This is a genomic window from Qipengyuania pacifica (genome assembly GCF_019711555.1).
In the GTDB taxonomy this organism is placed as follows: domain Bacteria; phylum Pseudomonadota; class Alphaproteobacteria; order Sphingomonadales; family Sphingomonadaceae; genus Qipengyuania; species Qipengyuania pacifica.
In genome coordinates this window covers 235,378-258,451 of sequence record NZ_JAIGNQ010000004.1, presented here as the reverse complement: position 1 = coordinate 258,451, position 23,074 = coordinate 235,378, and the positions used below count along the sequence as shown (strand labels likewise).

Sequence of the window (23,074 nt, the reverse complement as noted above, 5' to 3'; positions counted from 1 at the left end):
AGTTCCAGAGGTCACTCGTTCCGGGTGGCTATCCAACTGCCGCAGAAGACAAGAATCCCGATGGAAATCCAGTACCAGGGATGGCCGAGGGTGTACCAGGTGAACACTGCGCCCGCTGCCATGGCGCCGATGGCCATCGTCTTGGAAGATCGGCTTATGGCACGGCGGTCGCGCCAATCTTTCACCTGTGGTCCCCAATGGGGGTGATCGAGGATTTTCTGTTCGAGTTCCGGGCTCGATCGCGCAAAGAAATAGACCGCCAGTAGCAGGAAAGGGACTGTCGGCATGATCGGTAGCACCGCCCCTATGGCACCGAGACCGACTGCGAAAATACCCAGACCCTTGAAAATCGGCCGTCTCACGTCAGATCACCCCGCTGCAATCCGCGCGGCATGTTCCTGCACTAGGGCAATCATGTTCGGCACACCCTGCGTGCGATTGCTCGACAACTGGTTTTTCAGATCGAAAGGGGCGAGTGCAGCATCGATGTCCATTTCCGCGACTTCGGTTGCCGGCTTGTCCTGCACGGCCGCTATGACCAGAGCGACGATGCCCTTGGTGATTGCGGCATTGCTGTCGGCCAGGAAATGGAGCTTTCCTTCATCACCGGTTGGATAAACCCATACTTGGGCACTGCAGCCGCGCACCAGCGTGGCATCTGTCTTGAGCGCTCCCGGCATTTCCTCAAGGTCGCGACCCAGCTCGATCAGCAGGCGGTAGCGTTCGTCGCCTTCGAGAAACTCGTATTCTTCTGCAATATCGGAAATCGTGCGCATGGCGCGCCTTTAGCGGGCTGGGCGGCAGCCGTCCATGTACCTCAACCTGACAAACCGCCGGGCCGGGTAAACGCATAGTAGATAACGTAAAACCAGCCAAAGAAGCCTTGAATGGCGGCCCACACGATGGACTTGTGCAAGCTCCAGCTGATGGCCACGGCAATTGCGCTGCCGAGGCCGATACCGGCCCGTGCGGCGTCGGTCCTGACGACGCTCAAAGGTCCACTCCGCTGGCGATCGCCTCGAGCTTCTTGATGCGTTCCTTGAGGTCGGAAATCTCAATGCGCGCCGCGCCGAGCGATGATCCGGCCTTTTCGTCATCAGGCGCGTAGTGTCGTTCAAGCTCCTGGCGCTTGAGAGCAAGCCAGCCCTGCCAGGCCCGGAGCAGCACGCTAGCGACGATGGTCAATCCGACCAGCGAGGCTCCTGCGATTATCATAGTCGGTTCGAACACCACCTCATGTCCTCCTTCAACTAGTCCCTATCGGTCTGCTTTTCGCGCAGAGCCTCGATTTCGGCAGAGATGCGCTTCGTTTCGCGCGCATCGAGCGAATTATTATCAGTCGCTATCCGCTCGAGCACCTTGATGCGCTCGCGCAGTTCATCCAATTCGCGGCGCTCTTCGCTGCGATCAAACGTCTGATGCTGCCCGCGCTCCGACTGGTCGTCGCCCAGTCCTGAACCATGGCGATGCTTTGATTTCACCATTTCGGCAAAGGCTATGAGCGCCACGATTATCACAACTGCAGTCCAGAAACTCATGATGCATTCTCACGCGAAGCTGTTCGGTCATCGATCTGGTGAAGGTCTCTTAGTTCGTCGATCTGGATAGCGAGCACATGATTGCCATCAGTAGCGATGCGCTCGAGAACGCGAACCCGTTCTTCCATCTTTGAATAATCACCATTGGCAAACCGCGCCTGGTCTGCCTTCGCTTCTTCGGCGCGGGCATGCAGTTCCAGCTTACGCTCCTCGTGCGCTTGGACCCGCTGATTCACTATGTAGGCGAAGGGCAACGCCAACATCAGGATCACCAGAATGAAACCGAAGACAAGGATCAGGTCGGGATCCATCAGTTGGTTTCCCTGCCTTCACGCAGACGGTCGATTTCGTGCGTCAGATGATAGCCGCTGTCGGTCACGATCCGTTCGACATTGCCGAGGCGATCCTTAAGCGAACCGAGTTCGGCACGCAGTTCAGCGTTTTCCTGCGTCAGCAACTTGACCCGTTCGACGGCCTGGTCGTTCTTTGGATAGACTGCCTTACCCCAGCTGTTTTCGAGCGGGTAACCATTCTTGATCCGCATCCATGTCGTCATCAGCCACCCGGCTGTCATGATGCCGACGCCTGCGATGATCGTTGTTTCGGAAAGGAATTCCATTATGCCTTCTCCCCTGTCTTGATGCTCAGCGGCACCCCGCTGTCGGCTCCTTCGACGGTGCGCTGATCGCGCAGTGCCTCAATCTGGGTGGCGACATCGTAGCCCTTGTCGGTCACGATACGTTCGAGCACGCGCACCCGGTCTTCAAGGTCGTGGACCTTGCTGGCGTATTGCGCGGCCTTTTCTGCAGTGGCTTGCGCAGTGGTCTTGACGTTCATTTCAGCCAGCTTTTGCTGGTGCTTCGTCCAGATCGCGACGATCGGGATCATCAGGGCGATGATCGGGATGAAAACGCCGATGTTTTCCATTCTGCTTCTCCCCCTCTGTTTGCTCAGCGTAGCCGTTCGATCTCGGCGTTGAGGCGCGGATTGCTGCTGACATAGTAGGTTTCGACATCAGCAAGGCGGCGATCGACGTCCTTCATTCGCGCGCGGATTTCGCGGGCAGTGCGCTTCGGGTTCTGGCGAACACGTTGCCAGTAGGTCTGCTCTTCGCGGTCGACATAGAGATGTGACGGCTTCTTGTTCAGCAGCAGGCCGGCAATGAAGTAGAACGGGATAGTCGAACCACCGGACATGAAGGTCAGGCCGACCAGGCCGAGACGGACCCAGAAAACATTGACGCCGGTATAGTCGGCAATGCCGGAGCATACGCCCATCAACTTCGCGTTCTGCTTGTCGCGGTAAAGCGTGGTGCGGGGGCTGTTCATTTCAGGCTTCCTTTCTTCTCGGCCATCAACTGCTCGAGTTCGCGCAGCTGCTGGTTATCCTGTTCACTGTCATGAACGAGGCGGGCGGGGCGAAAGTCCGGATTGTCGCTCGCTACGAGGCGCTCGACCGTATCCATGCGGTCGTCCAGCCGCTTTGCGAGGCTGTAGAGTTCCTCGAGCAGGGCTTCGTCATCTGTCGTGATGGTCGCCGAAGTCTTCCACTTCGTGATGTAGTGGAGGATGATCCACGGCAGGCCGATGAAAATGGCCACGATTGCAAAAATCTCTTCCACGGATCAGTCCTCCTTGCTCGCGCCGTTCTTGCCGAGCGCCTTTTTCATCTGTTCGAGTTCGTCGTCGATCGCGTCGGCACCTTCCAGGGCGGCGATTTCGTCGGCCAGGCTGGGCTTGTCCGACTTGTCGGCAATGCTCAGCGCATCGGCGCGGCCTTCGGCGTAGTCGACGCGGCGTTCGAGCTGATCGAAGCGCGAAAGTGCATCGTCGACCCGTTCGTTCGTCATCAGGCTGCGAAGCTTGACGCGGTTCTCCGCGCTTTCGAGGCGCGCGGCAATCGCCGTCTGGCGGCTCCGCGCTTCGCGAAGGCGGTTCTGAAGCTTCTGGATGTCCTGCTCGTAGGCGCGCAGCGCATCGTCGAGGACGGCGATCTCCTGTTTGAGCTGCTCGCTCATGTCCACCGCCTTCTTCTTTTCGACCAGAGCGGCGCGGGCAAGATCCTCCCGGTCCTTCGAGATGGCGAGTTGGGCCTTCTCGCTCCAGTCCGCCTGAAGCTTGTCGAGCTTGACCGTGTGGCGGTGCATCTCCTTCTGGTCCGCAATCGTGCGAGCGGCGCTCGCGCGGACTTCGACCAGCGTTTCCTCCATCTCGAGGATGATCATGCGGATCATCTTCTGGGGGTCGTCCGCCTTGTCCAGCATGTCGTTGAAGTTGGCGGCGATGATGTCGCGGGTGCGGCTGAAAATGCCCATTAAAGGTGCTCCATTGGCAAAAAAGTCCGATCCTCTGGACCGTCCGGCGTCGCGGGTCGGTGTCGGTGACCGGCGCAGCCGTTCTACCTCTTCCTCGATCCGCGACAAGCGGGGGCGGGCCGAAGCGCCGTCGGCATCACTGCCGCGGGGACTGTCGGGGGAGTGGCGCTCCGGCCCTAAGGGATCGTGGTCGGGGGGCAGGGTCATGCGATCTCGACCTGTTCGTAGGCGGCCACGGTGGGGGTGGGGGTGGTGACCGTGATATGCGAGCTCAGCACGACGAAGGTGGCCATGGCCGCGATGCTCGCGATGGCAGCTTGCCCGAGCTGGCTGCGGAAGAAGTTGATGTTGTACATGCGGGGTGCCTCCCTTGGGTCAGGTGACCGATTGCTGTTATCCCTTGTTCAGCAAAGGGCGTGCCAAACCCGGAAAACGGCGGATTTCCGAGCGTTGCGAGGCACCGTATAAGAGAGGTGATGGTTTTTGTTGCCAATCCTTGGGGTATTTTCCTATATATTGGTCCATGGAGCGGGAGAACCAGTTCATAGGCCAATCCGGAGCCTTCCTCGACGCAGTCGAGCGGGCCAGCCGTGCCGCGCCAATGCGCAGGCCCGTGCTCGTCATTGGCGAGCGGGGCACGGGCAAGGAACTGATCGCGGAACGTCTGCATCGCCTTTCTACCAGATGGGACGAGCCACTGGTCACCATGAACTGCGCCGCGCTGCCGGAAACGCTGATCGAGGCCGAGCTTTTCGGGCACGAGGCGGGGGCCTTCACCGGTGCTACCAGATCAAGGGCGGGCAGGTTCGAGGAAGCCGACAAGGGGACGCTTTTTCTCGACGAACTGGGCACTTTGTCGATGGGTGCGCAGGAGAGGCTGTTGAGAGCAGTCGAATATGGCGAGGTGACGCGCATCGGATCGAGTCGTCCGACGCGGGTCGATGTCCGTATCGTCGCGGCCACCAACGAAGACCTGCCCAGAAAAGCGGAGCGCGGCGACTTCCGCGCCGACTTGCTCGACCGGCTCAGTTTCGAAGTCATTACCCTTCCGCCCCTGCGCGTGCGCGAAGGGGATGTGCATGTCCTGACGGATTACTTCGGCCGCCGCATGGCTGCCGAGCTGGGTTGGGAGGGCTGGCCGGGCTTCGCGCCCCATGTCGCCGAACAAATGGAAAAGCACGACTGGCCCGGCAATGTGCGAGAACTGCGCAACGTCGTGGAACGCGCTATCTATCGCTGGGACGACTGGAGCGAGCCGATCGGGCACGTGGTTTTCGATCCCTTCGACAGCCCCTGGAAGCCCGTGTCGCCGGAACCGCGGGCCGAGAAAGCGGCTGCGAAAGTCAATGCGCCCGCCGACCGCCCGCCTGATTTCGATCATGTGGACGATCTGCGTTCGGCCGTGGATGCGCATGAGCGCGCCATAGTGGAGCATGCGCTGGGCAAGCATCGCTGGAACCAGCGGCAGACAGCCAAGGCGCTGGGGCTGAGTTACGATCAGTTGCGCCATTGTATAAAGAAGCACGCGCTGGCGGACGATAGCTGATCGCCGCTTGCTTTTCGCAAGACTCGCGCCTATCTGGCTGCGCATCCCGACATTGTCGCGACACTGGAGGGGCTGGCGCCGCAAGGGGCCGGCACGAAACCCCATTGTCGCCTGGCATGTGCAAATGGAGACTGAATGGCCGACCTGGTACGCTTGACCGAAGTAATCGAACCCGAGGCAAAGGCGCTCGGATTTGATCTCGTGCGCGTCAAGATGATGCCGTCCGAAGCCGGCGACGGCGGCGAGGCGCTGCAGATCATGGCCGAAGACCCGGCGACGGGCCAGCTCGTGATCGATCAGTGTGCGGCCCTGTCGCGCCGCGTGTCCGAACGGCTGGACGCGCTGGAAGAAGAAGGCGAAGTGCTGATTGCGGGCGCCTATCATCTCGAAGTGTCGAGCCCGGGCATCGACCGCCCGCTCACCCGAGCGAAGGATTTCGCCGATTGGGCAGGGCACGAAGCCAAGATTTCCATGGCGAAGGGATATGACGGCCAGCGCAATCTGCGCGGTTCGCTCAAGGGCATCGATGGCGACCTGGTCACGATCGATGACCGCAAGGCAGGGGAAGTTTCCATTCCCCGCGACCAGATTCATTCGGCACAGCTTGTCTTGACCGACGAACTTATTGCCGCCACCCAGCCGCTCGACACGAGCGGTGCCGACGAAATTGTCGAAACCGAAGAAGAAAAGGCAGACGACTGATGGCCAGCGCCATTTCCGCCAACAAGGCTGAACTCCTCGCGATCGCAAACTCGGTCGCTTCGGAAAAGATGATCGACAAGGCGATCGTCATCGAAGCGATGGAAGAGGCGATCCAGAAATCTGCCCGTAACCGCTACGGCGCCGAAAACGATATCCGTGCCAAGCTCGATCCGCTGACCGGCGATCTGCGCCTGTGGCGTGTTGTCGAAGTGGTCGAGGAAGTCGAAGACTACTTCAAGCAGGTCGACCTGAAGGCTGCGCAGAAGCTGCAGGACGACGCCAAGATCGGCGACTTCATCGTCGATCCGCTTCCCCCGGTCGATCTCGGCCGGATCGACGCGCAGAGTGCCAAGCAGGTGATCTTCCAGAAGGTCCGCGACGCCGAGCGCGAGCGCCAGTTCGATGAATTCAAGGATCGCGCAGGCGAAGTGATCACCGGTGTGATCAAATCGGTCGAATTCGGCCATGTGATCGTGAACCTGGGACGCGCCGAAGGCGTGATCCGCCGCGACCAGCAGATCCCCCGCGAAGCCGCCCGTGTCGGCGAACGCGTGCGTGCGCTGATCACCAAGGTGGAACGCAACAACCGCGGTCCGCAGATTTTCCTGTCCCGCGCGCACCCCGATTTCATGAAGAAGCTGTTCGCGCAGGAAGTGCCCGAAATCTACGACGGCATCATCGAGATCAAGGCAGCCGCCCGCGATCCGGGCAGCCGCGCCAAGATCGGCGTGATCAGCCACGACAGCAGCATCGACCCCGTCGGCGCCTGCGTCGGTATGAAAGGTAGCCGCGTGCAGGCCGTCGTGCAGGAACTGCAGGGCGAGAAGATCGACATCATTCCCTGGTCGGAAGATGGCGCGACCTTCATCGTCAATGCGCTGCAGCCCGCCACCGTCAGCCGCGTCGTTCTCGATGAGGAAGATGGCCGCATCGAAGTCGTCGTGCCCGACGACCAGCTTTCGCTGGCCATCGGTCGCCGCGGCCAGAACGTGCGTCTCGCCAGCCAGCTGACGAGCAACCAGATCGACATCATGACCGAGGAAGAAGCCTCGGAAAAGCGGAGCAAGGAATTTGCCGAGCGTTCCAAGATGTTCGAAGAGGAACTCGACGTCGACGAAACGCTGTCGCAGCTGCTAGTTGCCGAAGGCTTCGCCGAACTCGAAGAAGTCGCCTATGTCGAGCTGGAAGAACTGGCAGGCATCGAAGGTTTCGACGAGGATCTGGCCGAAGAGCTCCAGAGCCGCGCACAGGAAGCCATCGATCGCCAGGAAGCAGCGCACCGCGAGGCGCGCCGCGAACTGGGCGTGGAAGACGCGCTGGCCGAACTGCCGCACCTGACCGAGGCCATGCTGGTCACGCTGGGCAAGGCAGGGCTCAAGACGCTGGACGACGTGGCCGATCTTGCCACCGACGAACTCATCCAGAAGAAGCGCGAAGCTCCGCGTCGCCGCAACAATGCCGACGGTCCGCCGATGCGGCGTCCTTCGGTCCGCGAGCAGGACAAGGGCGGCGTGCTGGGCGAATATGGCCTGACCGAAGAGCAGGGCAACGAGATCATCATGGCTGCCCGCGCCCATTGGTTCGAAGACGAAGAGGAAGCTCCGGCACCTGCCGAGACGACCGACAAGCAGGAGGCCGCCGATGCGGACTCCACCCAATGAGAGCCTGAGTTCCGACATCGTCGAAGCGCCCAAGGCACGGAAAGCTTCCGAGCCCGAAAGGCGCTGCGTCATTTCAGGGCAGACCGGCCCGCGCGAGGAACTCGTGCGGCTGGCGGTTTCGCCGTCCGGCCTTGTCCTGCCCGATGCGCAGGAAAAGGCGCCGGGTCGCGGGGCCTGGGTCGGTGAAAACCGCGCCGGTCTGGAAGCGGCGCTGGCCAATGGCAAGCTGAAGGGCGGGCTGTCGCGCGCCTTCAAGACGGGCGACCTGGAAATTCCCGAGACGCTGCCCCAGATGGTGCAGGATGCGCTGACGCGCGTGCTGCTGGACCGACTGGGGCTCGAAATGCGCGTCGGAGGTCTTATCTTAGGTACGCAGCGCATTGCCGAGGCGGCGCGCGGCGGGGCCGTGGTCCTGTTGCTGCACGCCAGCGATGCAAGCGAAGATGGGCGCAAGAAGCTGGATCAGGCCTGGCGGGTCGGACGCGAGGCGGAAGGGTCCGGAGAACGGGGCCTCGAACTGCCTCTGGACCGGAACGCTTTGTCTGTGGCATTGGGCCGCGACAATGTCGTCCATTTGGCGCTGGCCGAGGATGCATCGGCTACCAGGGTCATCAAGCCCCTGACGCGCCTCATGCATTATCTGGGACAGGAATTCCCTGCCGGTATGGCGCCGCGTTAGCGAGCGCCAGCGACGAATTGAACGATTGATACGAAGAGAAACGAGCAAGAATGAGCGACGACGACAAGAAACCAGCCCGCAAACCGCTTACCCTGAAGGGCGCGCAACCGGGTGAGGTCAAGCAGACCTTCAGCCACGGCCGCACCAACAAGGTGGCGGTCGAGGTGAAGCGCCGCCGCAAGCTTGTTAAGCCCGGCGAGACGCCGCCTGCGCCGCCACCTCCGCCGCCGGCGCCCGAGCCCGCGCCGGCTCCTGCGCCGACCCCGACGGCTGCAAAGCCCGAGGTCAAGAAGAAGCCTGCCCCGTCGAACGAGACGCCGCAGGAACGTGTCGCCCGGCTTCAGCGCGAAGCCGAGGAAGACCGGCTGCGCCAGGCCGAAGAAGCGCGCAAGCGCGAGGAAGAGCAGGCCCGGCAGGCAGTAGAAGACGAGAAGAAGCGGGCGGAAGAAAACCGCAAGGCCGAGGAAGAAGCGGCCAAGAAGGCCGCCGAAGAGCCGAAGAAGGTCGAACAGGCAGAGAAGGCCGAGAAGGAGCCCGAAGCACCGGCACCGGCTGCCGAAGAGGCACCGGCAGAGGAAGCGTCGTCTGCAACGCCTGCGCCGGCCCCGCGCCGATTCACACCGGTCGCGCGACCCGAAATCAAGAAGCCCGAGCGCAAGAAGAAGGAAGAAAAGCCCGCCCGCGGTGCGCAGGCCGAAACGCCGGACAAGCGCCGTTCGGGCAAGCTGACCGTCAAGAAGGCTCTCAACGAGGACGAAGGTCGCCGTGCGCGCAGCCTCGCCGCACTGAAGCGTGCCCGTGAAAAGGAACGCCGGATGCAGGGCGGTGGCTCGAGCAAGCCGCGCGAAAAGCAGGTACGCGACGTTATCGTCCCAGAGGCGATCACGGTCGGCGAGCTGGCCAAGCGTATGGGTGAGAAGGGGGCCGATCTCGTCAAGGAACTCTTCAACCTCGACATGATGGTTACGGTCAACCAGACGATCGACCAAGATACGGCGGAACTGCTCGTCGAACAGTTCGGTCATACCATCCAGAAGGTGTCCGAAGCGGACGTCGATATTGCGGCCGACGAAGATGTCGATCCGGAAGAAACGCTCAAGGCGCGCCCTCCGGTCGTCACCATCATGGGCCATGTCGACCACGGCAAGACCAGCCTGCTGGACGCGCTTCGCGGCGCCAATGTCGTCAAGGGCGAAGCCGGCGGCATTACGCAGCATATCGGCAGTTATCAGGTGAAGACGAAGAGCGGCGACCTGGTCACCTTCCTCGACACGCCGGGCCACGCTGCCTTTACCCAGATGCGCCAGCGCGGTGCGAACATCACCGATATCGTGGTGCTGGTGGTGGCCGCCGACGACGGCATCATGCCGCAGACAATCGAGGCCATCAATCACACCAAGGCTGCCGGCGTTCCGATGATCGTGGCGATCAACAAGATGGACAAGCCGGAAGCCAATCCGGACAACATCCGCAACCGCCTGCTCGAACACGAAGTGATCGTGGAGAAGATGTCGGGCGATGTGCAGGATGTCGAAATCTCGGCCAAGGAAAAGACCGGCCTCGACAAGCTGCTCGAAGCCATCAGCGTGCAGGCCGAACTGCTCGAACTGAGGGCCAATCCCGATCGTATGGCCGAGGCCACCGTGATCGAAGCGCAGCTGGACAAGGGCCGCGGCCCGGTAGCGACCGTGCTTGTGACCCGTGGTACGCTGGAGCGTGGCAACACCTTCGTCGTGGGTACGCAGAGCGGCCGTGTCCGTGCGATCGTCGATGATCAGGGCAAGCAGATCAAGAAGGCCGGGCCTTCTATGCCGGTCGAGGTCCTGGGCCTTGGCGGCGTGCCGAGTGCGGGTGATGTGCTGACCGTGGTCGAAAACGAGCAGCGTGCGCGTGAAGTGGCGGAATATCGTCAGGAAAAGGCGACGGAAAAGCGCACGGCGCTGGCCCCGACCAGTTTCGACACGATGTTCAACAACCTGGCCGCCAATGTCATCGAATTCCCCGTGCTGGTGAAAGCCGACGTGCAGGGTTCGGTGGAAGCGATCACCTCTGCGTTGCACAATCTGTCGAACGACGAGATCAAGGTCCGCGTGCTGCATGCAGGCGTGGGTGCGATCACCGAAAGCGACGTGACACTGGCCGCTGCCTCGAACGCGCCGATCATCGGTTTCAACGTACGCCCGAATGCCAAGGCACGCGAGCTGGTGAAGCGCGACGGTGTGGAGATGAAGTATTACGACGTCATCTATCACCTGACCGAGGAAATAGCCAAGGAGATGGCAGGCGAGCTGGGTCCGGAGCGGATCGAGCATGTCGTCGGCCGTGCCGCCGTCAAGGAAGTGTTCCGTTCGGGCAAGAAGGACAAGGCCGCGGGCCTGCTGGTCGAGGAAGGCGTCATCCGCAAGGGGCTGCATGCACGCCTCACGCGGGACGATGTCATCGTCTCGGCCACGACCATCGCCTCGCTGCGCCGGTTCAAGGACGATGTGGACGAAGTCCGCGCCGGTCTGGAATGCGGTGTGGTGCTTGCCGACACGAACGACATCAAGGCTGGCGACCAGCTGGAAGTCTTCGAAGTCGAGGAGCGTGAGCGTACCCTGTAATGGCGTCCGAACACGCTCTGGGCGCGGCCCATGCGGAACTGATGGGCGTCGAATTCGATCATTTCGATGCGGAGCGTGAGGAAATCACGCTCCGCTTCACTGCTCCTGAAACCTTCATCACCCCGCGCGGCAGCGTGCAGGGCGGCCTGGTCGCAGGTTTCCTCGACGAGGTGATGGGCTGGGCACATGTCTGGGCCACCGATCAGAAGGAAGCACCGCTCAATCTGGAAATCTCCATGAGCCTGCTGCGGCCCGTCCCGGCTGGCCCGTTGATCGGCAAGGGCAGGGTGGTGCGGCGCGGGCGCAAGGTGATTTTCCTCGAAGGCGAACTGTTCGATGGCGAGAACCGGCTTCTCGCCCGGTCGACCAGCACCGCCATTCCCACCCCACGTCCTACCGGAGAGAAGTGATGGTCCGCCAGCAGTCCACCCCCGAACAGCAATCGGTTCGCGTCCTCAAGGTGGGTGAGCGGGTGCGGCATATCCTGTCCGAACTGCTCGCGCGCGGGGAGGCGCATGACGACGTGCTTTCGGCAAGCAATATCGCGGTCACCGAAGTGCGCATGACGCCCGACCTGCGCAACGCGAAGGCCTATGTAAAGCCGTTGCTGGGCGAAGACGAGGCGACCGTGCTGAAGGCGCTGCGTACCAATACGGCTTTCTTCCAGAAGGAAGTCGCCCAGCGGCTCGGCCTCAAATTCGCGCCGAAGCTGAGCTTTCAACCCGACGAAAGCTTCGACGAAGCCGATCGGATCGAAAAGCTGCTGTCGGATCCCAAGGTCGCACGCGACCTCGACGACGAAGACTGATCGCTACGGCATCGCGGCGGGCATGACATAGGCTACCGGGGCATCCGGCCCGAGCGGGATGCCGAGATAGAACCACAGCACGATCAGCATTGTGCCCGAGACCATCAACCAGATCGAATAGGGCAGCATCATCGCAGTCAGGCTGCCGAGGCCGAAATCCTTCTGCCAGCGCTGGGCGAACACCAGGATGAGCGGGAAATAGACCATCAGCGGCGTGATGATGTTGGTCGCGCTGTCGCCAACGCGGTACGCAGCAGTGGCACCTTCCGGGCTGATGCCGAGCAGCATCAGCATGGGTACGAGGATGGGAGCAAGCAGTGCCCATTTCGCGCTGGCGGAGCCAACGAACAGGTTCAGCAATCCGGTGAAGACGACCATCAGGCCAAGCACGATCGGCAGGGGAAGGCCGGTGGAATCGATCGCCGCCGCGCCGTGAACGGCGCTGATCAGACCCAGGTTGGACCAGCCGAACATGGCCACGAAATGCGCTGCGGCGAAGGCAAGGACGAGGTAATAGCCCATGTCTTTCATGGATTCGGCCATCATCTCGACCAGATCACGGTGGCTCTTGATGCTTCCGGTCGCGCGGCCATAGGCCCAGCCTGTGAGCAGGAAGAGCAGGAAGAAAGCGGCAACGAGACTGCGATATAGAGGCGCCAGCTGCGCGTGGATGGAGCAATCTGCCGCGGGGATCGCTTCGCAAGCTGCTTCATCGATCAGGGGCGTTCCCGGGGCGAACACCATCAAGAGCCAAAGCCCGACCACGAACAACGCCGCAAGCCCTGCATGGCGTAGTCCCCTGGAGGCGAGTTCGCCGGTCTCCCCGGCCGGGTCCGGGCTGGCATCGTCAGCGCTTCGACCTGCGGTCGCGCCGCCAGTCCATGGACCCAAGCGCGGCTCGATGATCTTGTCGGTGACGTACCAGATGATTGGCAGGTAAACGACTGTCATCACGCTGATGAAGAACCAGTTGCCGGCAATGTTGGCGGTCCAGGAGGGATCAAGGGCGCTGGCGGCGACGGCTTCTTCCGTAATGCCGAACAGTAAAGCGTCGAGCTGGCCCGGCGAGATGTTCGCGGAAAACCCGCCTGAGACGCCGGCAAAAGCGGCCGCGATGCCGGCAAGCGGATGGCGACCGGCTGCTGCGAAAAGGATTCCGGCAAGCGGTATCAGCACGACATAGCCCGCGTCGGCGGCATGATTGCCGATCATGGCGACCAGCGCGACTACCGGCGTCAGCACCGTCTTGGGTGCGCTCTTCACGGCCTTCGACATGCCTGCGGCGAAGAAGCCGGAACGTTCCGCCACCCCTGCGCCCAGCATGACCACGAGGACGTAGCCCAGGGGATGAAAATGGGTGAACGTTGTCGGCATTTCGACCCAGAGGCGCTGGATATTCTCGGGCGAAAGCAGGCTTACCGCCTCGATCCTCTGCGCATTTCCAGTGACCTCGTCGAGCGCAGTGGGATGCATTGCCGAGATGCCGGACATCGCCGCAACGACCGAGAAAAGTACCAGGGCAATTATCAGATAGAAGAAAATGAAGACTGGATCGGGCAGCTTGTTGCCTGTCCGTTCGACCCATCCCAGAATGCCGGTCTGGGTAGGTATTGCCATCGCTCCTGCTTCCGCCATCGAAAATCCCTGAATACCATCTTCGTTGGATGGATGATCATGATCATCCTCTCTGACACCGTGCTTAACAGGTGGTGCCGCAAGGGCTAGAGCCAGTCGATGGCCAAGCTGTATTTCTATTATGCCAGTATGAATGCGGGCAAGAGCACCACCCTTCTGCAGGCTGCATTCAATTATCGCGAACGTGGCATGCGCGTGTCGTTGTGGACTGCGGCTCTCGACGACCGGCCGGGCTTCGGCGCGATCTCCAGCCGGATCGGATTATCGAGCGATGCCCACCGGTTCGAGGTCGACACCGATATCGAAACGCGCGTTCTTGCCGATCATTCGGAAAGCCCGATCGCCTGTGTACTGGTGGACGAAGCGCAATTCCTGACCAAGGATCAGGTTTGGCAACTTGCCCGGCTGGCGGACGATGCGGGCATCCCTGTCCTGTGTTACGGCCTGCGTACGGATTTCCAGGGCGAACTGTTTGCAGGGTCGGCCGCATTGCTGGGCTTGGCAGACGCGCTGATCGAGATGAAAGCCGTCTGCGATTGCGGTCGCAAAGCGACGATGAACCTGCGCGTCGATGCGCGAGGCGACGCCGTGATCGAGGGTGCACAGACGGAAATCGGCGGCAACGACCGTTATGTCGCCATGTGCCGAAAGCATTTCCGCCAAGCGCTGGCGCGCTAGGCAGGCCCACCCTATCTAGAGCGCCATGACTGAAACCATTCTGCTAGCGGTGATTCTGATCCCGTGTCTGATCATCGCCATTGTCTTTCACGAGGTTGCCCACGGCTGGACTGCGCTTGCTCTGGGCGATCCGACCGCCAAGGAACAGCGGCGCCTTTCGCTTAATCCGATCCGCCACGTCGATCCAATAGGTACGCTGCTGGTGCCGGGAGCGCTGGCCCTGTTCGGCGGGCCGATATTCGGCTGGGCGAAACCGGTGCCGGTTCGCGGCGACCGGCTGCGCGATCCACGTTTCGGAATGGTAGCCGTGGCAGCAGCAGGGCCGGCCACGAATCTTGTTCTGGCCTTCATCGGGGCGCTGGTATTCGGCGCAGTCTCGGGCACCATCATCGCATCGGGCGGAACGCCGCCGGATTGGCTGCTGTCGGCAGGCGGGATGTTCATCCTGATCAACGTATTCCTGGCACTGTTCAATCTTTTGCCGATCCCCCCCTTCGACGGATCGCATATTGTTGGCGGCTTGCTGCCGCCCAAATGGGCGGCGAACTGGCAAAAGCTGCAATCGATGGGGATGCTATTCTTCATCATCCTGATCGCAGCGACGTGGGCCTTTCCGAACAGTGGCCTGATCGAGAACACCGTGCTGCCGCCGGTCTTGTGGCTGCAGGAGCGCTATTTCGAGATTGCCGAGTGGATGGCCCGCGGTATCGCCGGATGAGCGGCACCAAACCCCCGTCACATGGCTGGTTGATCCTCGACAAACCCCGCGGCCTTGGCTCGACGCAGGCCGTTTCGGCCGTCAAGCGTGTGCTGCGGCAGGGCGGCTATGCTAAGACCAAGGTCGGTCACGGCGGTACGCTTGATCCGCTGGCCGAAGGGGTGCTGCCCATCGCTCTGGGTGAAGCGACCAAACTCGCCGGTCGCATGCTCGATTCCGAAAAGATCTATGCCTTCACCATCCAGTTCGGCGAGGAAACCGATACGCTGGATACCGAAGGCGAGGTCATCGAAACATCCGACCGACGCCCGCCGATGGCTGCGATTCCAGCAGTGCTTGATCATTTCACAGGCGATATCCATCAGGTTCCGCCCGCTTATTCGGCTGTAAAGATCGATGGGAAGCGGGCTTACGATCGGGCGAGGGCCGGCGAACAGGTCGAGATGAAGACACGCGCCGTTACGGTGTACTCACTCGACCTGGAAGGTAACCGCGAAGATGGTGAATTGCGGTCCGCTTTTGCCACCACCGCCGGCCGCCCCGATCCTTACGATCCGCAAGCCCCGCTGGAACTGGCAGACAGCATCACACTCGTGGCGCATGTGTCGAAGGGCACCTACATCCGCTCGCTTGCACGGGATATCGCACGCGCGCTTGGAACGCTGGGGCATGTCACCTATCTGAGGCGCATCAAGGCCGGCCCGTTCACCGAAGAACAGGCGATTTCGCTGGACAAACTGGAGGAAGTCGCTAAGGGCGCGCGCATTGAAAACCTCCTCCTGCCGCTCGAGGCGGGGCTGGACGACATCCCGGCCTTGCAACTCGATCCCGATAGCGCGCAGGCGGTCCGCCAGGGCCGGGTACTTTCGGAACTGCCCCATGCCGACGGGCTCCACCTTGCGACACTGCACGATGTGCCGGTGGCCTTGATGGAACTCAGCGGCGGTACGGCGAAGGTCGTGCGGGGGTTCAACCTACCGGATGTCGCGGAGTAAGAAGTATGTCGGTTACCGCCGAAAAGAAACAAGAGATCATCAAGGACAATGCCGTCGCCCAGGGCGATACGGGTTCTCCGGAAGTTCAGGTCGCCATCCTGACCGAACGCATCCGCAACCTGACCGAGCATTTCAAGTCCAACCACAAGGACAACCACTCGCGTCGCGGCCTCCTCATGATGGTCAACAAGCGCCGCAACCTTCTCGCCTATCTCAAGAAGAAGGATGTCGAGCGGTATAACGCGCTGATCCAGAAGCTGGGTCTTCGCAAGTAAGAGTTTCTCAAAGGGGCGGCTCAGGTCGCCCCTTTGTTTATCCGGCTTCCGCGCAATCCGGCGCTGGGGCGGAGAAAAGAGGCGACGAAAGCCTCGTACCGGACCGGGACGGAATACCCGGCACAGTAGGCCCCGCATCGCAATAAGGCCGTGCGGGTCATCAAGGAAAATACATGTTCGACACGAAAACCGTATCGCTGGAGTGGGGCGGAAAGACCCTCACTCTGGAAACCGGCCGCATTGCCCGTCAGGCTGACGGCGCGGTCCTCGCCACATATGGCGAAACCGTTGTGCTCTGTGCGGTCACGGCCGCCAAGAGCGTGAAGGAAGGTCAGGACTTCTTCCCGCTGACCGTCCATTATCAGGAAAAATTCTCGTCAGCCGGCCGTATCCCGGGTGGCTTCTTCAAGCGCGAGCGCGGTGCGACCGAAAAGGAAACGCTGACGAGCCGCCTGATCGACCGTCCGGTCCGCCCGCTGTTTCCCGAAGGTTTCTACAACGAAATCAACGTCATTGCGCAGGTGTTCAGCTATGATGGCGAATGCGAGCCCGACGTTCTGGCGATGATCGCCGCTTCGGCAGCCCTGACGATTTCAGGCGTTCCCTTCATGGGCCCGATCGGTGCCTGCCGCGTCGGCTTCAAGGATGGCGAATACATTCTCAACCCGAAGCAGACCTCGGCCCTGGCCGACGACGGCCGTCTCGATCTCGTCGTTGCCGCCACCGGCGATGCAGTGATGATGGTTGAATCGGAAGCCAAGGAACTGACCGAAGCAGAAATGCTCGGTGCCGTTGCTTTCGCACACGACAACATCCGTCCGGTCGTCAATGCGATCGTCGACCTGGCCGAACAGGCCGCCAAGGATCCGTGGGACGTTGCCTCGCAGGATGGCAATGAAGACATGAAGTCGGCCATCAAGGCGATGATCGGCAAAGACATCGAAGCTGCCTACAAGCAGACCGACAAGTCGGCCCGTTCGGACGCGCTGAATGCCGCCCGCGACAAGGTCAAGGCGCATTACGGTTCGGATGAATTCGACGGCCAGCAGCGCATGACCGCGATCAAGCTGACCAAGAAGCTGGAAGCGGAAATCGTCCGCGGCGCCATCCTCAAGGACGGCACCCGCATCGACGGTCGCAAGCTCGATCAGGTTCGCCCGATCGAAGCCATGGTCGGCGTGTTGCCGCGTGCGCACGGTTCGTCGCTGTTCACCCGCGGTGAAACGCAGGCGCTGTGTTCGACCACCCTTGGCACCAAGGACAGCGAGCAGATGATCGATGGTCTTGAAGGCCTGTCGTACGAACGCTTCATGCTGCACTACAACTTCCCGCCGTATTCGGTCGGTGAAGTCGGTCGTTTCGGTGCCCCGTCGCGCCGCGACACCGGCCATGGCAAGCTTGCCTGGCGTGCGCTGCACAACGTGCTGCCGACCCATGACGATTTCCCGTACACCATCCGCGTGCTGTCCGACATTACCGAGTCCAACGGCTCGAGCTCGATGGCAACGATCTGCGGCGGCTGCCTCTCCATGATGGATGCCGGCGTTCCGATCGAACGTCCGGTGAGCGGCATCGCGATGGGCCTGATCCTCGAAGGCAATGATTTTGCCGTTTTGTCCGACATTCTCGGCGACGAAGATCACCTCGGCGACATGGACTTCAAGGTTGCAGGTACGGAAGCCGGCATCACCACGATGCAGATGGACATCAAGGTTGCCGGCATCACGCAGGAAATCATGCAGAAGGCGCTCGAACAGGCAAAGGCCGGTCGTGCGCACATCCTCGGTGAAATGAACAAGGCTCTGACCGGTTCGCGCAACGAGGTTTCGAAGCATGCTCCGCGTATCGAAACCATCCAGATCGACAAGTCGAAGATCCGCGACGTCATCGGCACGGGCGGCAAGGTGATCCGTGAGATCGTCGCCGAAACCGGCGCCAAGGTCGACATCGACGATGAAGGCGTGATCAAGATTTCGTCTTCGAACGCCGACGAGATCGCGGCCGCCAAGGCCTGGATCGAAGGCATCGTCGAAGAAGCGGAAGTCGGCAAGATCTACAACGGCAAGGTCGTCAACATCGTCGACTTCGGCGCTTTTGTGAACTTCATGGGTGGCAAGGACGGTCTCGTCCATGTCAGCGAAATGAAGAACGAACGTGTCGAGAAGCCGACCGACGTCGTGTCCGAAGGCCAGGAAGTTAAGGTCAAGGTCCTCGAGATCGATCAGCGTGGCAAGGTCCGCCTGTCGATGCGTGTCGTCGATCAGGAAACCGGCGAAGAGCTGGAAGACACTCGTCCGCCGCGCGAACCGCGCGGTGACCGTGGTCCGCGTGGCGGCGGTGGCGGCGGCGGCGATCGTCGTGGCGGCCGTGGTGGCCGCGGCGGCGGCGACCGTGGTCCGCGTCGCGATCGCGATGGCGGCAACGGTGGCGGCGAAGCCCACGTTCCGGACTTCCTGAAGGACTGATCCTTCCACAATAACTTTCGGGAAAGGGCCGTGAGGGAGACCTCTCGGCCCTTTTCTTTAAGTGTGCCTGGTTATGATGAATTAACCCGTTTTTAACCGTGATAAATGACACTGCGACTTCTACATGATAATGAAGGATGTGAGTGCTCGCATGCGAGTTGGTGTCATCAGCATGGATGAACATGCGGCGGGGTGGAGCAGTGCTGCTTTGACAAAAGTCCCGAAACGCAATCGTCAGTCTGAACGGATCGCGACGCTTCGCGAGCGGGGCTATTCCGAACAGGAACTTGCCGAAACGCAGCGCCTGGACCGGCACAATCTCCTGCTCGTTCTGCTGACGCTGGCAGCGCTATTGCTGGCGGCCAGCCTCTACGGGTGGCACATGTACGCCAATCCGGCCGGTGCAGCCGATAGCGATGTTGTAACGGAAAGCGAAGAAGGCTCGGGCGGCATTCTGTCCGGCGGGACCGTTGCCGATTTCTTCCGCTCGACCGTCGAAGCCGAAGAACCAGCGGCGATCGATGAAGATGATGCTACGACAACACCCAAAGCTGGCAAGACGGCGAAGTCCGGCAAGTCAGAGGCGTCGCCTGGTCCTTTCATCCTGCTGGGCCCGCCGCCGGCCAGCGCACCGGTTGCGATACCCTTCGCCGGCCCCGACAAGTCGGCAGTGCGGCGTACGACCGTGCGGGCCCTGAAAAGCGGAAAGGCTCGCATGTGGAAGGATAATGGCGAACGCGGCTATGTCTTGGTGAGCGGAGCCACTGCCTATTCGGACCGCACCTGCCGTCAGGTGAGCTACACCCTTATTCCTGAAATTGGAGATCAGCGGACATCGTCCCCCGTCCAGTGGTGCGAAGTCAAACGCGGCGACTGGCGCGAAGACGCTTACAGCGGGCACTGATCGTACGAATGACGCCTTGAGTTTGACGCGAGCATGATTTGGGTTAGGGGCGGGGACCTTTCCGGAGATAAATGTGCTGCCGCGTGAAACGATCGCCACTGCCGACATACCCGATGGCGAAACACTCACGCTCGTTAGTCACGGGCGCGATTTCGTCATCATGCTCGGCAGGGACGAACTCATGGGTACGCGCATGCAGTTCTCCGAAGAACAGCTTGCGGTGCTCACATTGGCCGAACTCGATGCGCAGGCTCCGCGTATCCTCATCGGCGGCTACGGAATGGGCTTCACCTATCGCGCGGCACTTGCGGGCCTGCCGGAGAAGGGCACCGTCACCGTTGCCGAAGTCGTGCCGGAAATACTGGAATGGGCTGAAGGTCCGCTAGCCCATCTCACGGGCGATAGCCTTCAGGATCGCCGCGGGAACGTCGTGATTTGTGACGTCGCCGCCCTTATTGACGACGCGAACGACGGAACGAGCGCCAAATATGATGCCATTCTCCTCGACGTCGATAACGGCCCCGACGGGATCGTACGCGATGCCAATTATCGTATTTACAGCAAGACGGGGCTCGGCAAGGCGCGCGACGCACTGAAGCCGGGCGGCATTCTTGCGGTCTGGTCTGCTGCTCCCGATCACAGGTTCACCATGCGCCTGAAGGAAAGCGGTTTCGACGTGGAGGTGCGCGAAGTGCGCGCAAGGCCCAATAACAAGGGCCCGCGGCACACCATCTGGTTTGCCCGTAAGACTAGGGCTTGATCCTCACTCGCCCCAGAAAGTCGCGTTTGCCGACAGGGACGCCTTTCATGCGCAGGATGTCATAGGCAGTGGCGCAGTGGAAATAGAAGTTCGGCTGACTGAAACTCAGCAGGAAGTCTTCAGCGGTAAAATCCATTCGGTTGCTTTTGAATTCGAACCGCATGGGTTGGCCGATGAACCCTTCCATGTCCTCTTCGGTCAGGCCGTTCATGAATTCGGTCGCTTGCGACAGCTTGGTGCGCAAATCGCCGAGACTTGCAGGTGGCGGCGACAGGTCGGGGGAATAGACGCCGGCGCGTAGACCTTCGATCGACCCTTTCGTATGTTCGGCAACGCTCTTTATCTGATAGGAAAAGGGCAGCATGTCATCGACGATCCGAGCGCCGGTGATGTCGGCATGGTCATGGCCGTGATCGTCGCACCATTGTTCTGCCGTATCGACTAGATGCTTGGCTGTCCCAAGCATTTGGAGGGCGCTGGGCACATAGGCGGCGTGAAGTGACAGTGGCATCGACTGGATCCTCTCTTGTTCGCTCGTGTCGACGTCTAACTGACGTGTCACATATGCATCAATGAGGCATTTCGAAATTGGCCAAACGCCAGCGTCCGACCCGGCAGATGTTCGGGCCCCTTTCGATAGGTCGTGAAACTATGCTCGCCTTCTCCGCATCGCGGATGAAGGAGAAGGCGAGGAGTTCGGACAGTCGATCAGCGTACGCGCGGTCCGCCGAAGGGCAGGGGCGGAGGAGGACGGCGCGCGCCTCGCGGAAGCTGTGCCTGATACGCCCGGCCGCAATGTTCGACGCAGTAGGGGAAGCCGGGATTTACGGACTCCCCGCAGAAGTGGAAATCGGGCTCGCCAGGGTGACCCATGGGCCAGCGACATACCTTGTCCGACAGATCCAGCAGGCTCGTCTTGTCGGCGATCTCCGCACTTGGTTTGGCCGGCACCAGTCGGCGGGGCGGCGCCGGCGGGATAGGGGCCTGCTGGTCGCCCGGGCCCTGACGGAGAAAACCGCCCGGACCCACCGAAACGATCTTGGGTAGGTCCGAAGACTTGTTGGGCAGGGGCTGGGACGGGATTGAGGCATCGGGCGCTGGCGGCTGCGCCGCCGCAGGTTTTGCGGGAGCAATTGGAGCGGCCGGAGCGGGTTTCGCTGCAGGCTTTACCGGCTTCTTTGCGACCGGTTTGGGTGCAGCGGGTTTGGCCTTCACCGCAGGTTTCTTCTTCTCGTTCGCCTTGACTGGCGACGGACGTGATTTGAGGCCGAGGCGATGTGCCTTTCCGATCACCGCGTTGCGGCTGACGCCGCCAAGTTCGTCGGCAATCTGGCTGGCGGTAGATCCACCTTCCCACATCTTCTTCAGCGTTGCGATCCGTTCGTCGGTCCAGCTCATCTGCAGTCCTGTATCTCGTGTCTTGACGCCTCAGCTTGCAAGCTGGGACGCTTGGGCCTAGTCGCGGCCTCATGGTGGATCAAGCCCAGCCCGCATCGCCCGAAAACGAGCACCCGGACGCCTCTTTCGTAGAGGACCATGCCGGAGGGGAGGGCCGTTTTCCGCCGCGGGGACGCCCGGTGATCCGGGGGATCAACGGGATTGGCCTGTGGAGTCTCTATATTAAGGAGATACGCCGGTTTCTCAAGGTCCAGACGCAGACAATCTGGGCTCCAGCGATCACAACGCTGCTTTTTCTCGTGATATTTTCGGTAGCGCTCGGCCGTGGGGGGCGCGAAGTGCTGGGAGTGAACTTCCCGACCTTCGTCGCGCCGGGACTGATTGCCATGGCAATGATGCAAAATGGCTTTGCCAATTCGAGCTTCTCGCTGCTGTCTGGCAAGATCCAGGGAACCATCATCGACCTACTGATGCCGCCCTTGTCCGAAGGCGAACTGATGGCGGGGATCGTCGGCGCTGCAATGACGCGCGCGGTTGCCGTGGGCTTCGTAGTGGCTGGTGCCATGCTGCTTTATCCGGGCGTCAACCTTGCCATGGCTCACCCATGGGCGGTGGTATGGTTCGGCCTGATGGGGGCGCTGATGCTTTCGCTGCTGGGTCTGGTCGCGTCGATCTGGGCCGAAAAATTCGATCACAACGCGGCCGTCACGAATTTCGTAATCGCTCCGCTCGCCATGCTTTCGGGCACGTTCTACATCATCGACCGGCTTGCGCCCGCGTTTCAGTCCGTCAGCCGGGCAAATCCGTTCTTTTACGTGATTTCAGGCTTCCGTTACGGCTTCCTCGGGCAAAGCGATATCGGCGATGGAACGGCTGTAATGCTGGCTGGGCTCGGCCTTCTGGCGCTGAACGCGGTGCTGGCCTTCGTGACTTACCGGCTTCTTGTATCAGGCTGGAAGATCAAGAACTGATCGTAACGATCGATCATCAGTGCGTCATGCTGCGACGCATGCGATAGCGACCGTTTTCGAACTGTTCGAAATACTGGTGCACATCGGGGTGCGAAACCGGCCCAGAGATCGAATCCGTCACCAGATTCTGCTGACTGACATAGGCGACGTAATCGCTGTCATCGCTTTCTGCGAGCAGATGGTAAAAGGGCTGGTTGCGATCGGGGCGAATGTCTTCGGGAATAGCTGCGTACCATTCGTCGCTATTGGCAAAGACCGGATCGATATCGAAGATCACGCCGCGAAAATCGAACACGCGGTGTTTAACCACATCGCCGATGGCGAAGCGGCTTTTTACACGACGCGGAACGTCGATTGTGCGTCCAGCTTGGGCGGAAAAGTATTGTGTGCGATCCATGTGACTAGCAGATATGGGATAATTCGC

31 protein-coding genes are annotated in these 23,074 nt (G+C 61.1%); 15 read left to right on the top strand and 16 right to left on the bottom strand.

The window, feature by feature from the left end:
• Positions 1 to 11: 11 nt before the first annotated feature.
• The 12 genes from K3177_RS13940 to K3177_RS13885 are packed head-to-tail and all read right to left on the bottom strand — an operon-like array spanning position 12 to position 4,208.
• Positions 12 to 362 carry a YbaN family protein gene (locus K3177_RS13940; protein ID WP_221598725.1) on the bottom strand — a complete coding sequence of 117 codons (351 nt, stop codon included), beginning with the start codon at positions 360 to 362 and terminating at the stop codon, positions 12 to 14.
• 6 nt (positions 363 to 368) lie between these two features.
• The gene (locus K3177_RS13935; RefSeq protein WP_221598724.1) at positions 369 to 776 is read right to left on the bottom strand and encodes a SufE family protein; all 408 of its coding nucleotides are present in this window, start codon (positions 774 to 776) and stop codon (positions 369 to 371) included.
• Between the two features lie 41 nt (positions 777 to 817).
• Positions 818 to 994 (bottom strand): hypothetical protein, encoded by a 177-nt coding sequence (locus tag K3177_RS13930; protein ID WP_196847883.1) that lies wholly within the window; start codon positions 992 to 994, stop codon positions 818 to 820.
• Positions 991 to 1,215, bottom strand: coding sequence for a hypothetical protein (locus K3177_RS13925; protein WP_247714544.1), 225 nt, complete (start codon positions 1,213 to 1,215; stop codon positions 991 to 993). Before K3177_RS13925 ends, K3177_RS13930 begins: the two co-directional genes overlap by 4 nt.
• Positions 1,216 to 1,250: 35 nt before the next feature.
• Entirely contained in the window at positions 1,251 to 1,538 is a 288-nt protein-coding gene (locus tag K3177_RS13920) for a hypothetical protein (protein WP_221598723.1), read from the bottom strand.
• Entirely contained in the window at positions 1,535 to 1,849 is a 315-nt protein-coding gene (locus K3177_RS13915) for a hypothetical protein (RefSeq protein ID WP_221598722.1), read from the bottom strand. The genes K3177_RS13920 and K3177_RS13915 overlap by 4 nt, the downstream gene beginning before the upstream one ends.
• On the bottom strand, positions 1,849 to 2,157 hold the full coding sequence (locus K3177_RS13910) for a hypothetical protein (protein WP_196847886.1): 309 nt from the start codon (positions 2,155 to 2,157) through the stop codon (positions 1,849 to 1,851). The genes K3177_RS13915 and K3177_RS13910 overlap by 1 nt, the downstream gene beginning before the upstream one ends.
• Positions 2,157 to 2,465, bottom strand: coding sequence for a hypothetical protein (locus K3177_RS13905; RefSeq protein WP_103024224.1), 309 nt, complete (start codon positions 2,463 to 2,465; stop codon positions 2,157 to 2,159). The genes K3177_RS13910 and K3177_RS13905 overlap by 1 nt, the downstream gene beginning before the upstream one ends.
• A gap of 23 nt (positions 2,466 to 2,488) precedes the next feature.
• The gene (pspC, locus tag K3177_RS13900; RefSeq protein WP_103024225.1) at positions 2,489 to 2,866 is read right to left on the bottom strand and encodes an envelope stress response membrane protein PspC; all 378 of its coding nucleotides are present in this window, start codon (positions 2,864 to 2,866) and stop codon (positions 2,489 to 2,491) included.
• A complete protein-coding gene (gene pspB, locus K3177_RS13895) occupies positions 2,863 to 3,159 on the bottom strand; it encodes an envelope stress response membrane protein PspB (RefSeq protein WP_103024226.1) in 297 nt (98 codons plus the stop codon). Before pspB ends, pspC begins: the two co-directional genes overlap by 4 nt.
• Before the next feature lie 3 nt (positions 3,160 to 3,162).
• Positions 3,163 to 4,053: a phage shock protein PspA gene (pspA, locus tag K3177_RS13890; RefSeq protein WP_397491197.1), complete on the bottom strand. Its 891-nt coding sequence runs from the start codon at positions 4,051 to 4,053 to the stop codon at positions 3,163 to 3,165.
• A gap of 2 nt (positions 4,054 to 4,055) precedes the next feature.
• Entirely contained in the window at positions 4,056 to 4,208 is a 153-nt protein-coding gene (locus K3177_RS13885) for a hypothetical protein (RefSeq protein ID WP_221598721.1), read from the bottom strand.
• A gap of 167 nt (positions 4,209 to 4,375) precedes the next feature.
• Between K3177_RS13885 and pspF the strand changes: the two genes are divergently transcribed.
• The 7 genes from pspF (at position 4,376) to rbfA (ending at position 11,851) form a co-directional block, all read left to right on the top strand.
• The gene (gene pspF / locus K3177_RS13880; RefSeq protein WP_103024228.1) at positions 4,376 to 5,398 is read left to right on the top strand and encodes a phage shock protein operon transcriptional activator; all 1,023 of its coding nucleotides are present in this window, start codon (positions 4,376 to 4,378) and stop codon (positions 5,396 to 5,398) included.
• 135 nt (positions 5,399 to 5,533) lie between these two features.
• Positions 5,534 to 6,100, top strand: coding sequence for a ribosome maturation protein RimP (gene rimP / locus K3177_RS13875; RefSeq protein WP_103024229.1), 567 nt, complete (start codon positions 5,534 to 5,536; stop codon positions 6,098 to 6,100).
• Positions 6,100 to 7,761, top strand: coding sequence for a transcription termination factor NusA (nusA, locus tag K3177_RS13870; RefSeq protein WP_103024230.1), 1,662 nt, complete (start codon positions 6,100 to 6,102; stop codon positions 7,759 to 7,761). The genes rimP and nusA overlap by 1 nt, the downstream gene beginning before the upstream one ends.
• Positions 7,742 to 8,440 carry a DUF448 domain-containing protein gene (locus K3177_RS13865; RefSeq protein ID WP_196847887.1) on the top strand — a complete coding sequence of 233 codons (699 nt, stop codon included), beginning with the start codon at positions 7,742 to 7,744 and terminating at the stop codon, positions 8,438 to 8,440. Before nusA ends, K3177_RS13865 begins: the two co-directional genes overlap by 20 nt.
• Before the next feature lie 50 nt (positions 8,441 to 8,490).
• Positions 8,491 to 11,043, top strand: a complete 2,553-nt coding sequence (gene infB, locus K3177_RS13860; RefSeq protein WP_221598720.1) for a translation initiation factor IF-2 — start codon at positions 8,491 to 8,493, stop codon at positions 11,041 to 11,043.
• The gene (locus K3177_RS13855) at positions 11,043 to 11,453 is read left to right on the top strand and encodes a PaaI family thioesterase (protein ID WP_247714503.1); all 411 of its coding nucleotides are present in this window, start codon (positions 11,043 to 11,045) and stop codon (positions 11,451 to 11,453) included. Before infB ends, K3177_RS13855 begins: the two co-directional genes overlap by 1 nt.
• Complete coding sequence (rbfA, locus tag K3177_RS13850) at positions 11,453 to 11,851, top strand: 30S ribosome-binding factor RbfA (protein ID WP_103024233.1); 399 nt, start codon at positions 11,453 to 11,455, stop codon at positions 11,849 to 11,851. Before K3177_RS13855 ends, rbfA begins: the two co-directional genes overlap by 1 nt.
• 3 nt (positions 11,852 to 11,854) lie before the next feature.
• Here rbfA and K3177_RS13845 read toward each other — a convergent pair whose 3' ends face one another.
• Entirely contained in the window at positions 11,855 to 13,468 is a 1,614-nt protein-coding gene (locus K3177_RS13845) for an AbgT family transporter (protein WP_247714502.1), read from the bottom strand.
• A gap of 117 nt (positions 13,469 to 13,585) precedes the next feature.
• On the opposite strand from K3177_RS13845, the gene K3177_RS13840 reads away from it, so the two are divergent.
• The 7 genes from K3177_RS13840 to K3177_RS13810 all read left to right on the top strand — a co-directional run bounded on the left by K3177_RS13840 (position 13,586) and on the right by K3177_RS13810 (position 20,281).
• Positions 13,586 to 14,164 carry a thymidine kinase gene (locus K3177_RS13840; RefSeq protein WP_196847890.1) on the top strand — a complete coding sequence of 193 codons (579 nt, stop codon included), beginning with the start codon at positions 13,586 to 13,588 and terminating at the stop codon, positions 14,162 to 14,164.
• Positions 14,165 to 14,189: 25 nt separating this feature from the next.
• Positions 14,190 to 14,882 (top strand): site-2 protease family protein, encoded by a 693-nt coding sequence (locus K3177_RS13835; protein WP_103024236.1) that lies wholly within the window; start codon positions 14,190 to 14,192, stop codon positions 14,880 to 14,882.
• Complete coding sequence (truB, locus tag K3177_RS13830) at positions 14,879 to 15,877, top strand: tRNA pseudouridine(55) synthase TruB (RefSeq protein WP_221598718.1); 999 nt, start codon at positions 14,879 to 14,881, stop codon at positions 15,875 to 15,877. The genes K3177_RS13835 and truB overlap by 4 nt, the downstream gene beginning before the upstream one ends.
• A gap of 5 nt (positions 15,878 to 15,882) precedes the next feature.
• Positions 15,883 to 16,152 (top strand): 30S ribosomal protein S15, encoded by a 270-nt coding sequence (gene rpsO, locus K3177_RS13825; protein ID WP_103024238.1) that lies wholly within the window; start codon positions 15,883 to 15,885, stop codon positions 16,150 to 16,152.
• Positions 16,153 to 16,325: 173 nt separating this feature from the next.
• Positions 16,326 to 18,617 (top strand): polyribonucleotide nucleotidyltransferase, encoded by a 2,292-nt coding sequence (gene pnp, locus K3177_RS13820; RefSeq protein ID WP_103024239.1) that lies wholly within the window; start codon positions 16,326 to 16,328, stop codon positions 18,615 to 18,617.
• Positions 18,618 to 18,768: 151 nt separating this feature from the next.
• A complete protein-coding gene (locus tag K3177_RS13815) occupies positions 18,769 to 19,521 on the top strand; it encodes a hypothetical protein (RefSeq protein ID WP_221598717.1) in 753 nt (250 codons plus the stop codon).
• 73 nt (positions 19,522 to 19,594) lie between these two features.
• Positions 19,595 to 20,281, top strand: a complete 687-nt coding sequence (locus K3177_RS13810; RefSeq protein WP_221598716.1) for a spermidine synthase family protein — start codon at positions 19,595 to 19,597, stop codon at positions 20,279 to 20,281.
• On the opposite strand, the gene K3177_RS13805 is transcribed toward K3177_RS13810, so the two are convergent.
• Positions 20,271 to 20,792, bottom strand: coding sequence for a DUF1993 domain-containing protein (locus tag K3177_RS13805; RefSeq protein ID WP_221598715.1), 522 nt, complete (start codon positions 20,790 to 20,792; stop codon positions 20,271 to 20,273). The two genes, K3177_RS13810 and K3177_RS13805, sit on opposite strands and share 11 nt — an antisense overlap.
• A 197-nt stretch (positions 20,793 to 20,989) precedes the next feature.
• Complete coding sequence (locus K3177_RS13800) at positions 20,990 to 21,679, bottom strand: GcrA family cell cycle regulator (protein WP_221598714.1); 690 nt, start codon at positions 21,677 to 21,679, stop codon at positions 20,990 to 20,992.
• 71 nt (positions 21,680 to 21,750) lie between these two features.
• Between K3177_RS13800 and K3177_RS13795 the strand changes: the two genes are divergently transcribed.
• Positions 21,751 to 22,650, top strand: coding sequence for an ABC transporter permease (locus K3177_RS13795; RefSeq protein ID WP_221598713.1), 900 nt, complete (start codon positions 21,751 to 21,753; stop codon positions 22,648 to 22,650).
• A 16-nt stretch (positions 22,651 to 22,666) separates the two neighbouring features.
• Here K3177_RS13795 and hspQ read toward each other — a convergent pair whose 3' ends face one another.
• Positions 22,667 to 23,047, bottom strand: a complete 381-nt coding sequence (gene hspQ / locus K3177_RS13790) for a heat shock protein HspQ (protein WP_221598712.1) — start codon at positions 23,045 to 23,047, stop codon at positions 22,667 to 22,669.
• Between the last annotated feature and the right edge of the window lie 27 nt (positions 23,048 to 23,074).